The organism is Marinobacter sp. (genome assembly GCF_040882185.1).
In the GTDB taxonomy this organism is placed as follows: domain Bacteria; phylum Pseudomonadota; class Gammaproteobacteria; order Pseudomonadales; family Oleiphilaceae; genus Marinobacter.
The window spans coordinates 19,994-29,410 of sequence record NZ_JBBEBW010000010.1 but is presented as its reverse complement, the minus strand read 5'-3'; the positions used below and the strand labels follow the sequence as shown (position 1 = coordinate 29,410).

Annotated in this window: 21 protein-coding genes; all 21 read left to right on the top strand. The window is 52.9% G+C overall.

Annotated features, from left to right (window positions below; genetic code table 11):
- Positions 1-237 precede the first annotated feature (237 nt).
- The 21 genes from rpsJ to rplO all read left to right on the top strand — a co-directional run bounded on the left by rpsJ (position 238) and on the right by rplO (position 9,408).
- Positions 238-549 carry a 30S ribosomal protein S10 gene (gene rpsJ / locus WEB64_RS07460; protein ID WP_041341420.1) on the top strand — a complete coding sequence of 104 codons (312 nt, stop codon included), beginning with the start codon at positions 238-240 and terminating at the stop codon, positions 547-549.
- 79 nt (positions 550-628) lie between these two features.
- On the top strand, positions 629-1,267 hold the full coding sequence (gene rplC / locus WEB64_RS07455; protein WP_368061255.1) for a 50S ribosomal protein L3: 639 nt from the start codon (positions 629-631) through the stop codon (positions 1,265-1,267).
- A gap of 11 nt (positions 1,268-1,278) precedes the next feature.
- The gene (gene rplD, locus WEB64_RS07450) at positions 1,279-1,884 is read left to right on the top strand and encodes a 50S ribosomal protein L4 (RefSeq protein ID WP_368061256.1); all 606 of its coding nucleotides are present in this window, start codon (positions 1,279-1,281) and stop codon (positions 1,882-1,884) included.
- Positions 1,881-2,174, top strand: coding sequence for a 50S ribosomal protein L23 (rplW, locus tag WEB64_RS07445; protein WP_368061257.1), 294 nt, complete (start codon positions 1,881-1,883; stop codon positions 2,172-2,174). Before rplD ends, rplW begins: the two co-directional genes overlap by 4 nt.
- Positions 2,175-2,191: 17 nt before the next feature.
- Positions 2,192-3,019 carry a 50S ribosomal protein L2 gene (gene rplB, locus WEB64_RS07440; RefSeq protein ID WP_368061258.1) on the top strand — a complete coding sequence of 276 codons (828 nt, stop codon included), beginning with the start codon at positions 2,192-2,194 and terminating at the stop codon, positions 3,017-3,019.
- Positions 3,020-3,042: 23 nt separating this feature from the next.
- The gene (gene rpsS / locus WEB64_RS07435; RefSeq protein WP_368061259.1) at positions 3,043-3,318 is read left to right on the top strand and encodes a 30S ribosomal protein S19; all 276 of its coding nucleotides are present in this window, start codon (positions 3,043-3,045) and stop codon (positions 3,316-3,318) included.
- A gap of 17 nt (positions 3,319-3,335) precedes the next feature.
- The gene (gene rplV, locus WEB64_RS07430; protein ID WP_152208454.1) at positions 3,336-3,668 is read left to right on the top strand and encodes a 50S ribosomal protein L22; all 333 of its coding nucleotides are present in this window, start codon (positions 3,336-3,338) and stop codon (positions 3,666-3,668) included.
- A gap of 11 nt (positions 3,669-3,679) precedes the next feature.
- Entirely contained in the window at positions 3,680-4,363 is a 684-nt protein-coding gene (gene rpsC, locus WEB64_RS07425) for a 30S ribosomal protein S3 (RefSeq protein ID WP_368061260.1), read from the top strand.
- A gap of 12 nt (positions 4,364-4,375) precedes the next feature.
- The gene (gene rplP / locus WEB64_RS07420) at positions 4,376-4,789 is read left to right on the top strand and encodes a 50S ribosomal protein L16 (RefSeq protein WP_368061261.1); all 414 of its coding nucleotides are present in this window, start codon (positions 4,376-4,378) and stop codon (positions 4,787-4,789) included.
- Positions 4,789-4,980, top strand: a complete 192-nt coding sequence (gene rpmC / locus WEB64_RS07415) for a 50S ribosomal protein L29 (protein WP_368061262.1) — start codon at positions 4,789-4,791, stop codon at positions 4,978-4,980. Before rplP ends, rpmC begins: the two co-directional genes overlap by 1 nt.
- A 1-nt stretch (position 4,981) precedes the next feature.
- Entirely contained in the window at positions 4,982-5,248 is a 267-nt protein-coding gene (gene rpsQ, locus WEB64_RS07410; RefSeq protein WP_368061263.1) for a 30S ribosomal protein S17, read from the top strand.
- Between the two features lie 58 nt (positions 5,249-5,306).
- Complete coding sequence (rplN, locus tag WEB64_RS07405; protein WP_007154005.1) at positions 5,307-5,675, top strand: 50S ribosomal protein L14; 369 nt, start codon at positions 5,307-5,309, stop codon at positions 5,673-5,675.
- Between the two features lie 16 nt (positions 5,676-5,691).
- A complete protein-coding gene (gene rplX, locus WEB64_RS07400) occupies positions 5,692-6,012 on the top strand; it encodes a 50S ribosomal protein L24 (RefSeq protein ID WP_368061264.1) in 321 nt (106 codons plus the stop codon).
- Between the two features lie 15 nt (positions 6,013-6,027).
- Positions 6,028-6,567, top strand: a complete 540-nt coding sequence (gene rplE, locus WEB64_RS07395) for a 50S ribosomal protein L5 (protein ID WP_152208448.1) — start codon at positions 6,028-6,030, stop codon at positions 6,565-6,567.
- 12 nt (positions 6,568-6,579) lie between these two features.
- On the top strand, positions 6,580-6,885 hold the full coding sequence (gene rpsN / locus WEB64_RS07390; protein ID WP_368061265.1) for a 30S ribosomal protein S14: 306 nt from the start codon (positions 6,580-6,582) through the stop codon (positions 6,883-6,885).
- An 85-nt stretch (positions 6,886-6,970) separates the two neighbouring features.
- A complete protein-coding gene (gene rpsH, locus WEB64_RS07385; RefSeq protein WP_368061266.1) occupies positions 6,971-7,363 on the top strand; it encodes a 30S ribosomal protein S8 in 393 nt (130 codons plus the stop codon).
- A 9-nt stretch (positions 7,364-7,372) separates the two neighbouring features.
- The gene (rplF, locus tag WEB64_RS07380; RefSeq protein ID WP_368061267.1) at positions 7,373-7,906 is read left to right on the top strand and encodes a 50S ribosomal protein L6; all 534 of its coding nucleotides are present in this window, start codon (positions 7,373-7,375) and stop codon (positions 7,904-7,906) included.
- 9 nt (positions 7,907-7,915) lie between these two features.
- Positions 7,916-8,263 (top strand): 50S ribosomal protein L18, encoded by a 348-nt coding sequence (rplR, locus tag WEB64_RS07375; RefSeq protein ID WP_368061268.1) that lies wholly within the window; start codon positions 7,916-7,918, stop codon positions 8,261-8,263.
- Positions 8,264-8,275: 12 nt separating this feature from the next.
- On the top strand, positions 8,276-8,776 hold the full coding sequence (rpsE, locus tag WEB64_RS07370) for a 30S ribosomal protein S5 (protein WP_368061269.1): 501 nt from the start codon (positions 8,276-8,278) through the stop codon (positions 8,774-8,776).
- Positions 8,777-8,780: 4 nt separating this feature from the next.
- On the top strand, positions 8,781-8,972 hold the full coding sequence (gene rpmD, locus WEB64_RS07365; RefSeq protein ID WP_152208442.1) for a 50S ribosomal protein L30: 192 nt from the start codon (positions 8,781-8,783) through the stop codon (positions 8,970-8,972).
- 1 nt (position 8,973) lies between these two features.
- Positions 8,974-9,408 carry a 50S ribosomal protein L15 gene (gene rplO / locus WEB64_RS07360; protein ID WP_368061270.1) on the top strand — a complete coding sequence of 145 codons (435 nt, stop codon included), beginning with the start codon at positions 8,974-8,976 and terminating at the stop codon, positions 9,406-9,408.
- Positions 9,409-9,417 lie beyond the last annotated feature (9 nt).

Genomic DNA, 9,417 nt, shown 5'->3' with positions numbered 1-9,417 from the left:
CGCGAAGGTGGCCGTACGGTTGGTGCAGGGGTCGTTGCAAAGATCGTCGAGTAAGACTCGCTCGGTTCCTTGCAGAGAAGGGGCTGCAAATGCAGCCCCTTTTTCTATCCGGAGTTGTGTTGCCCGATCCTGTAGCAGAAGAAGCCTGCTTGACAGGGTCGGGCATTCTGCATACAATGCGGCTCCTTTTTTTAAGGTCGGCTAGAACTAGCTGCTACGAGTGGAGTTTGGTGCAAAATGCAAAGCCAAAAAATCAGAATTCGGTTAAAGGCGTTTGATTATCGCCTGATCGATCAGTCAACGCAGGAGATCGTCGATACGGCAAAACGTACCGGCGCTCAGGTGCGCGGGCCAATCCCTCTGCCGACGCGGAAGGAAAAGTACACCATCCTGGTTTCTCCGCACGTCAATAAAGATGCGCGCGATCAGTATGAAATCCGTACACACAAGCGTTTGCTCGACATCGTTGAGCCGACGGAAAAGACAGTAGATGCTTTGATGAAACTGGATCTGGCAGCAGGTGTAGACGTTCAGATAAGCCTCGGCTAACACGGGTGTGTTGGTTGCTAGTGTAACTGTCATTTAAGGCCATAGAGGGTGAGAGCCCCGTACACTTAAGAGGTGAAACATGGCAATTGGTATTGTCGGTCGCAAGGCCGGTATGACCCGTATTTTTACGGAAGACGGTCAGGCGCTGCCTGTCACCGTGATTGAGGTTGATGCTAACCGTATCACTCAACTCAAAACTCTCGAAAGCGACGGCTATCGTGCGGTTCAGGTAACCGTCGGTAAGCGTCGATCTTCTCGTGTCGCCAAAAGCGCAGCGGGCCATTTTGCCAAGGCGGGCGTTGAAGCCGGTCGTGGACTATGGGAATTCCGCCTGGCTGATGGCGAAGGCGAAGATCTGGTAGCCGGTGGTGAAATCAAGGCGACCGTTTTCGAAGAAGGTCAAGTGGTTGATGCTACCGGGCAGTCCAAAGGTAAGGGCTTCCAAGGTGGTGTTAAGCGTTGGAACTTCACTATGCAGGATGCCACCCACGGTAACTCCCTGTCTCATCGCGCACCGGGCTCCATTGGCCAGAACCAGACTCCGGGTCGTGTTTTCAAAGGCAAAAAGATGGCGGGCCAGATGGGCAACGCGCAGGTTACTGTGCAGAACCTTCAGGTTGTCCGTGTCGACGCTGAGCGCAACTTGCTGCTGATTCGTGGTGCTATTCCAGGTGCTACCGGTAGCGACGTTGTCATCAAGCCTGCAGTTAAAGCCTGAGGAGCGGTGCGATGGAATTGACTATTACAGGTAGCGGTAAAGGAATCTCTGTTTCCGATATCGCGTTTGCCAAAGATTTTAACGAGGCGCTGGTTCATCAGGTCGTCACTGCCTATATGGCAGGTGGTCGGCAGGGAACTCGGGCCCAAAAAACGCGTTCAGAAGTTCGGGGTGGCGGTAAGAAGCCCTGGCGTCAGAAAGGCACTGGTCGTGCCCGTGCAGGTACTATCAGAAGCCCTCTTTGGCGCTCTGGTGGTGTGACATTTGCTGCCAAGCCTCAAAACTTCGAGCAAAAAGTTAACCGCAAGATGTACCGCGCTGCTCTGTGCTCCATTTTTTCCGAGCTGGTTCGTCAGGAGCGTTTGGTAATTGTGGACGACTTTAGTGTCGAAACTCCCAAGACCAAGGCGTTCAATGCAAAGCTGAAGGATATCGGTGTTAATAACGCTCTTATCCTCGCCGAGAATGTCGAGCAGAACCTTCACCTGGCGTCCCGTAACGTGCCGCACATTGATGTGCGTGATGTTGCAGGTCTCGATCCGGTTAGCCTTGTGGCCTTTGAGAAGGTTGTCGTGACCGTTCCGGCTCTTAAGAAAATTGAGGAGATGCTGGGATGAATCAGGAACGTATTTATCAGGTTCTGCTGGGGCCGCACGTGTCAGAAAAAACCTCAATGGCGTCCGAGCGTGGGCAGGTGGTGTTTCGTGTTGCCACTGACGCGACCAAGCCTGAGGTTAAAAAAGCTGTTGAGCAACTGTTCAACGTTACCGTCGAAGGTGTTCAGATTATGAACCGTAAGGGCAAGCTCAAACGCACTGCCCGCGGTTTCGGTAAGCGTAATGACATTCGTAAGGCTTATGTGAAGCTTGCGGAAGGTCAGGACATCGATTTTCTGGATGTGGAATAAGGTAAAGGGGTCGTAATATGCCGATCGTCAAAACCAAGCCAACATCTCCTGGCCGCCGTCATGTTGTAAAGCTCTACAACCCTGACCTGCACAAAGGTAGCCCATACGAGCCGTTGGTCGAAACTCTTAGTAAATCGGGTGGGCGCAACCATTTTGGTCGCATCACTACTCGTCACATTGGTGGTGGCCACAAGCGTCACTACCGTGTCATTGACTTTAAGCGGACGAAAGATGGTATTCCGGCGACTATAGAACGCCTGGAATATGACCCGAACCGCTCTGCGCACATTGCACTCCTGAAGTATGCCGATGGCGAGCGCCGTTACATTATCGCTCCCAAAGGTGTTCAGATTGGAGATCCTGTGCGCTCCGGCATCGACGCGCCGATAAAAGTAGGAAGCACACTTCCGCTCCGGAATATTCCGGTCGGTTCTGTGATTCACTGCGTCGAACTCAAGCCTGGCAAAGGTGCTCAGCTGGCTCGCAGTGCGGGCGCATCCGTACAGCTGGTTGCCCGGGAAGGTGCGTATGCAACTATACGCCTCCGGTCAGGGGAAATGCGAAAGGTGCTTGTCGACTGTCGCGCCACGTTGGGCGAAGTGTCCAACAGCGAACACAGCCTCAAGCAGCTTGGTAAAGCGGGTGCATCACGTTGGCGCGGTAAAAGACCAACAGTACGTGGTGTTGCTATGAACCCAGTTGACCACCCGCATGGCGGTGGTGAAGGGCGTACCTCTGGTGGGCGTCACCCTGTAACTCCCTGGGGTGTTCCAACCAAAGGGCATAAGACTCGTAAGAACAAACGTACTGACAAGATGATAGTACGTCGTCGTTCAGCCAAGTAAACGACTACATAGAGGTAATTGCTGTGCCACGTTCTTTAAAGAAAGGTCCTTTTATAGACCTGCATCTGTTGAAGAAGGTCGAGGCAGCTCTGGAAGCGAACGACAAGCGACCAATCAAGACCTGGTCGCGTCGTTCAACAGTGTTTCCAGAGATGGTTGGCCTGACCATTGCAGTTCACAACGGCAAGCAACACGTGCCCGTTCATGTCACCGAAGACATGGTCGGTCATAAGCTGGGTGAGTTCGCGTCTACGCGAACCTACCGTGGCCATGCTGCCGACAAGAAAGCTAAACGCTGATCGCGAGGGGAATAGAAATGGAAGTAGCGGCTAAGTATAAGGGCGCTCGCCTCTCAGCTCAGAAAGCACGTCTTGTCGCAGATCAGGTTCGCGGTAAGGCTGTTGAGGACGCCCTGAACATTCTGACTTTCAGCCCGAAAAAGGCGGCGGTTGTTATCAAGAAAGCTCTTGAGTCAGCCATTGCCAATGCTGAGCATAACGAAGGTCTGGACGTTGACGAGTTGCGGGTTGCCACCATCATGGTGGATGAAGGTCCGACGCTCAAGCGTATCAAGGCGAGAGCCAAGGGGCGCGCTGATCGGATTTTCAAGCGCACCTGTCATATAACCGTCAAGGTCGCCGACAAGTAGGAGATGCTCAGATGGGTCATAAAGTAAATCCAACCGGCATGCGCCTGGGTGTGATCAAAGAGCACAACTCAGTTTGGTATGCGGAGAAAGCGGAATACGCGAAAAACCTCCTGAATGATATTGAGGTTCGCACGTTCCTGGACAAGCGCCTGGTAAAGGCGTCTGTCAGCAAGATTGTGATCGAGCGCCCTGCTCAGAACGCCCGTATCACGATCCATACAGCCCGCCCGGGTATTGTTATCGGGAAGAAGGGTGAAGATGTTGACCGTCTGCGTCGTGAAGTAAGCGACATGATGGGAGTGCCGGTGCACATCAACATCGAAGAGGTCCGCAAGCCGGATCTGGATGCTCGCCTGGTTGCGCAAAACGTAGCTGGTCAGCTTGAACGCCGTGTCATGTTCCGTCGTGCTATGAAGCGTGCGGTACAAAACGCGATGCGCCAGGGCGCCAAAGGCATCAAGATTCAGGTAGGTGGTCGTCTTGGGGGTGCTGAAATCGCACGTTCCGAGTGGTATCGCGAAGGTCGTGTTCCGCTGCACACATTACGTGCAGATATAGATTACGCAACCTACGAAGCGCATACCACTTACGGCGTTATCGGCGTCAAGGTATGGATCTTCAAAGGTGAGATTCTTGGTGGTATGGAACAGGTCCGTGCTGACAAGAAAGCCTCTGGGAAGAAAGGTTCTAAGTAAAGGGGCACTCAAATGCTGCAACCAAAACGCACCAAATTTCGCAAGGTAATGAAAGGCCGTAACACCGGTCTTGCTCACCGCGCTAACAAGGTGAGCTTCGGTGAATACGGATTGAAAGCGACGACTCGTGGACGTATAACTGCCCGCCAGATTGAGGCGGCACGTCGTACCATGACTCGTCGGATCAAGCGGGGCGGCAAGATCTGGATTCGGATCTTTCCGGACAAGCCGATTACTGGCAAGCCGCTTGAAGTACGAATGGGTAAAGGTAAGGGTTCTGTCGAGTACTGGGTCGCTGAAATTAAGCCAGGCCGCATGTTGTACGAGATGGAAGGCGTTCCTGAGGAAGTCGCGCGTGAAGCCTTCACGCTGGCCGCTGCAAAGCTGCCTGTGATGACCACCTTTGTTACGAGGACGGTGATGTGATGAAAGCAATAGAGCTGCGTGAGAAATCAGTCGAAGAGCTGAATAAAGAGCTGGTCGATCTCCTGAAGGAGCAGTTCAACCTTCGCATGCGTAAGGCGACAGGTCAGCTGAATCAGTCACACCTCGTAGGTAAGGTGCGGCGCGATATCGCTCGTGTGAAAACAGTTTTGAATGAAAAGGCAGGACAGTGACATGACCGAAGCTACCAAAACTGCCAGAACCCTGAGCGGCAAGGTCGTGAGTAATAAAATGGAGAAATCCATTGTGGTTCTGGTGGAGCGCCAGGTAAAGCACCCGCTGTACGGGAAGTACCTCAAGCGCTCAACCAAAATTCACGCTCATGACGAGAACAATCAGTGCAACATTGGTGACATCGTTACAATCCAGGAAACCCGTCCGGTCTCCAAGACCAAAAGCTGGGCCCTGGTAGATGTTGTCGAACACGCATCGAAGGTGTAACTCGCCCGGACGGTGAGTCTTGTCGTAACGGCAAAGTGGTTTCTGCTGGAGAATAACCATGATTCAGACTCAAACAATGCTTGAAGTCGCGGACAATAGCGGTGCACGGCAAGTAATGTGCATCAAGGTCCTGGGCGGTTCACACCGGCGTTATGCCAGCGTGGGGGATATCATCAAGGTAACCGTTAAGGAAGCCATCCCACGGGGTAAGGTGAAGAAAGGCCAGGTACTTAAAGCTGTTGTTGTGCGCACCCGTAAGGGCGTTCGTCGCCCAGACGGTTCGTTGATTCGCTTCGACGGTAATGCGGCTGTACTTCTGAACAACCAGGATGCGCCAATCGGTACCCGTATTTTCGGGCCGGTGACTCGCGAACTGCGGAATGAAAAGTTCATGAAGATTATTTCGCTGGCACCCGAAGTACTGTAAGGACTAGAGGCCGGTTATGAAAAAGATTAAACGAGATGACGAAGTAATCGTCACTACGGGGAAAGACAAAGGCAAACGTGGTAAGATCCTGAAAGTTCAGGACGATGGTAAGGTAATTGTTTCCGGGATCAATATGATCAAGAAACACACCAAGCCAAACCCGATGGCTGGCACCCAAGGTGGCATCGTCGAGAAAGAAGCACCTATCCAGGCTTCAAACGTGGCTATTTTTAATCCGCAGACCGGCAAAGCCGATCGTGTTGGCTTCCAGATCAAGGAAGACGGTGCGAAGTCGCGGATATTTAAGTCCACGAGTGAAGTTGTCGATAGCCAGTAAGCGGTGGTGGTTACGATGCTTAATATGAAAGAGCAGTACAAACAGGAAGTGATACCAGCCCTGCGGCAGGAGTTCGGCTACAAGAACATCATGCAGGTGCCTCGTATCGAAAAGATTACCCTGAATATGGGTGTCGGTGAAGCGGTAGGTGACAAGAAACTGATTGAAAACGCAGTCGCGGATCTTGAGCGTCTGGCAGGTCAAAAAGTGGTTGTCACCAAGGCGCGTAAGTCGGTAGCGGGTTTCAAGATTCGTGAAGGTTGGCCGATCGGTTGCAAGGTCACGCTGCGCGGTGAGCGTATGTGGGATTTCTTCGACCGGCTTGTTCATATCGCGATTCCGCGAGTTCGTGACTTCCGTGGTCTGAGCCCGAAATCCTTTGACGGTCGCGGTAACTACAGCATGGGTGTGCGTGAGCAAATTATTTTTCCTGAGATCGAGTATGACAAAGTCGACAAGATCCGCGGGATGGATATTACGATCACCACCTCAGCTGCCACCGATGATGAAGGCCGTGAATTGCTGAAAGCCTTTGGCTTTCCGTTCAAGAAATAAGGACCGAATGTAATGGCTAAGGTGTCCATGAAAAACCGTGAGCTCAAGCGCGAGCAAACGGTCGCAAAATTTGCGGCCAAGCGTGCTGAGCTCAAGGCAGTTATTAAGAACCCGAACTCCAGCGATGATGACCGCTGGGATGCTCAGGTGAAGCTGCAGAAGCTTCCCCGTGATGCAAGCCCGTCGCGTCTTCGGAATCGTTGCCAAATTACTGGTCGCCCCCACGGCGTCCTGCGTAAATTCAAGCTTTCGCGTATTAAGTTGCGTGAAGCGGGTATGCGCGGTGACGTTCCTGGTCTGACTAAAGCAAGTTGGTGACGTAGGCCCCTTTTATTAAGGGTGCCCGTTGGTAAGCGGTGCGGCGCGCCGCTGCACAACTAAAAAGATCAGGAGTCTCATACCGATGAGCATGCAAGACACGCTTGCGGATATGTTTACACGTATTCGTAATGCACAGATGGCAGCAAAAGCAGATGTGGCTATGCCGTCTTCAAAAATGAAAATCTCCGTCGCCCAAGTGTTGAAAGACGAGGGTTACGTTCAGGATTTTTCTGTTTCAGCTGATGCCAAACCCGAGCTGACCATTGCTCTTAAGTATTTTGAGGGTAAGCCGGTTATCGAGGCTATCAAACGGGTCAGCCGTCCGAGTCTGCGCCAGTATAAAGGCGCTGGGGAACTGCCGAAGGTTTCCGGTGGTTTGGGAGTCGCGATTGTCTCGACGTCGAAAGGCGTTATGACGGACCGCGCCGCACGTGCTGCCGGCGTGGGTGGCGAAGTCATCTGCACCGTATTTTAGGAGAATCACATGTCCAGGGTTGCCAATAATCCTGTCGTGCTGCCTTCCGGTGTTGAGGTAAAGCTGAACGGACAGGAAATCAATGTGAAGGGCTCCAAAGGAGCACTTCAAATCACCGTGCATCACGTTGTCGAAGTAAAGCAGGAAGAAAATACTCTTCGCTTTGCCGCCCGCGATGGTGCAAAACAGTCCCGCGCTCTTGCAGGAACGACCCGTGCTCTGATCAATAATATGGTCACTGGTGTTACTGCGGGCTTCGAACGCAAGCTACAGCTTGTGGGCGTTGGTTACCGTGCCCAAGCGCAAGGTAAGAAGCTTAATCTGACTCTGGGTTTTTCGCACCCGGTCGAATATGAGCTGCCCGAGGGGATCACCGTAGAAACTCCGACCCAAACGGAAGTTGTTATCCGCGGGATCGACAAGCAACAGGTTGGCCAGGTCGCTGCTGACATTCGTGCGTTCCGTCCACCCGAGCCTTACAAAGGTAAAGGTGTGCGTTATGCGGATGAGCAGGTCAGACGCAAAGAAGCCAAGAAGAAATAAGGCGGGACTATGAGCGCGAATAACGAAAGATTGCGTCGCGCACGTAAAGTGCGCATTAAGATCCGTGAGCTGGGCTCTAATCGCTTGTGTGTACATCGTACACCAAGGCATATGTATGCCCAGGTCACTACCGCTGACGGCAGCAAAGTGCTGGCGTCTGCCTCCACGTTGGATAAAGAGCTGCGCCAGGGCGCGACTGGTAACGTGGACGCTGCTAAAAAAGTGGGCCAGCTGATTGCTGAGCGCGCGAAGGCAGCAGGTGTCGAGCAGGTAGCTTTTGACCGCTCGGGTTACCGTTATCATGGTCGGGTCCAGGCATTAGCCGATTCGGCCCGCGAAGCTGGCTTGCAATTCTAAGAGGTGGAGAAGATGAGCGTTAACGAACAGAAGGCGCCTGAGCTCCAGGAAAAGCTGGTTCAGGTGAATCGCGTAGCCAAAGTGGTCAAGGGCGGTCGTATTTTCGCTTTCACAGCATTGACTGTAGTGGGCGATGGTAAAGGTCGAGTTGGCTTTGGTCGTGGCAAGGCACGTGAAGTGCCAGTTGCAATCCAGAAAGCGATGGAAGCTGCGCGCAAGAATATGGTAGACGTGCCTTTGGATGGCACTACTCTGCAGTATCCCATCAAGGCCAATCATGGTGCCTCGAAGGTATACATGCAGCCTGCATCGGACGGTACAGGTATCATTGCCGGTGGCGCGATGCGTGCAGTACTGGAAGTGGCAGGTGTTCATAACGTGCTGTCAAAGTGTTACGGCTCGACCAATCCGGTCAACGTGGTCCGTGCCACTATCAAGGGTCTTCAGGGCATGCATGCTCCTGAAGATATAGCAGCCAAGCGCGGCAAGACCGTGGAAGATATTCTGGGTTGAAGTCATGGCTAACGCAAAGACAATGATGAAAGTAACACTGACCCGCAGCCCGATTGGCTGCCAGCCAAACCACAAAAAATGTGTTAAGGGCCTGGGTCTTCGCAAAATCGGTCATACCGTTGAAGTGGAAGATACCCCTTCGGTTCGCGGTATGGTAAACCGGGTCAGCTACATGGTCCGGGTAGAGGAGAACTAAGATGCGTCTGAACGAACTTAGTCCAGAGCCAGGTTCACGTCCCACGGCCAAACGAGTAGGGCGTGGCATCGGTAGTGGCCTTGGCAAGACAGCAGGTCGCGGCCACAAAGGTTTGAAAGCCCGCTCAGGTGGCAGTGTCGCTCCGGGTTTTGAGGGCGGTCAGCAGCCGTTGGCTCGTCGTCTGCCGAAGTTTGGTTTTACATCGCGTCAAGCACGCTATGTAGCCGAGATTCGTTTGAACGAATTGGCTGTTGTAGAAGGCGACGTAGTCGATCTTGCTGCCTTGAAGAAGGCGGATATCATTCGCGATGAAATTCGGTTTGCGAAAGTTATTCTGTCAGGTGAGTTGACTCGTCCTGTGACCGTTAAAGGTCTGAAAGTGACAAAAGGCGCTCGTGAGGCAATTACTGCTGCGGGCGGAAAAGTCGAAGACTAAGGCGAGTCG

Bases quoted from the DNA above. Each gene is read 5' to 3' on its own strand.
- rpsJ (WP_041341420.1), top strand. From the start codon at position 238: ATGCAAAGCCAAAAAATCAGAATTCGGTTAAAGGCGTTTGATTATCGC.
- rplC (WP_368061255.1), top strand. From the start codon at position 629: ATGGCAATTGGTATTGTCGGTCGCAAGGCCGGTATGACCCGTATTTTT.
- rplD (WP_368061256.1), top strand. From the start codon at position 1,279: ATGGAATTGACTATTACAGGTAGCGGTAAAGGAATCTCTGTTTCCGAT.
- rplW (WP_368061257.1), top strand. From the start codon at position 1,881: ATGAATCAGGAACGTATTTATCAGGTTCTGCTGGGGCCGCACGTGTCA.
- rplB (WP_368061258.1), top strand. From the start codon at position 2,192: ATGCCGATCGTCAAAACCAAGCCAACATCTCCTGGCCGCCGTCATGTT.
- rplV (WP_152208454.1), top strand. From the start codon at position 3,336: ATGGAAGTAGCGGCTAAGTATAAGGGCGCTCGCCTCTCAGCTCAGAAA.
- rpsC (WP_368061260.1), top strand. From the start codon at position 3,680: ATGGGTCATAAAGTAAATCCAACCGGCATGCGCCTGGGTGTGATCAAA.
- rplP (WP_368061261.1), top strand. From the start codon at position 4,376: ATGCTGCAACCAAAACGCACCAAATTTCGCAAGGTAATGAAAGGCCGT.
- rpmC (WP_368061262.1), top strand. From the start codon at position 4,789: ATGAAAGCAATAGAGCTGCGTGAGAAATCAGTCGAAGAGCTGAATAAA.
- rpsQ (WP_368061263.1), top strand. From the start codon at position 4,982: ATGACCGAAGCTACCAAAACTGCCAGAACCCTGAGCGGCAAGGTCGTG.
- rplN (WP_007154005.1), top strand. From the start codon at position 5,307: ATGATTCAGACTCAAACAATGCTTGAAGTCGCGGACAATAGCGGTGCA.
- rplX (WP_368061264.1), top strand. From the start codon at position 5,692: ATGAAAAAGATTAAACGAGATGACGAAGTAATCGTCACTACGGGGAAA.
- rplE (WP_152208448.1), top strand. From the start codon at position 6,028: ATGCTTAATATGAAAGAGCAGTACAAACAGGAAGTGATACCAGCCCTG.
- rpsN (WP_368061265.1), top strand. From the start codon at position 6,580: ATGGCTAAGGTGTCCATGAAAAACCGTGAGCTCAAGCGCGAGCAAACG.
- rpsH (WP_368061266.1), top strand. From the start codon at position 6,971: ATGAGCATGCAAGACACGCTTGCGGATATGTTTACACGTATTCGTAAT.
- rplF (WP_368061267.1), top strand. From the start codon at position 7,373: ATGTCCAGGGTTGCCAATAATCCTGTCGTGCTGCCTTCCGGTGTTGAG.
- rplR (WP_368061268.1), top strand. From the start codon at position 7,916: ATGAGCGCGAATAACGAAAGATTGCGTCGCGCACGTAAAGTGCGCATT.
- rpsE (WP_368061269.1), top strand. From the start codon at position 8,276: ATGAGCGTTAACGAACAGAAGGCGCCTGAGCTCCAGGAAAAGCTGGTT.
- rpmD (WP_152208442.1), top strand. From the start codon at position 8,781: ATGGCTAACGCAAAGACAATGATGAAAGTAACACTGACCCGCAGCCCG.
- rplO (WP_368061270.1), top strand. From the start codon at position 8,974: ATGCGTCTGAACGAACTTAGTCCAGAGCCAGGTTCACGTCCCACGGCC.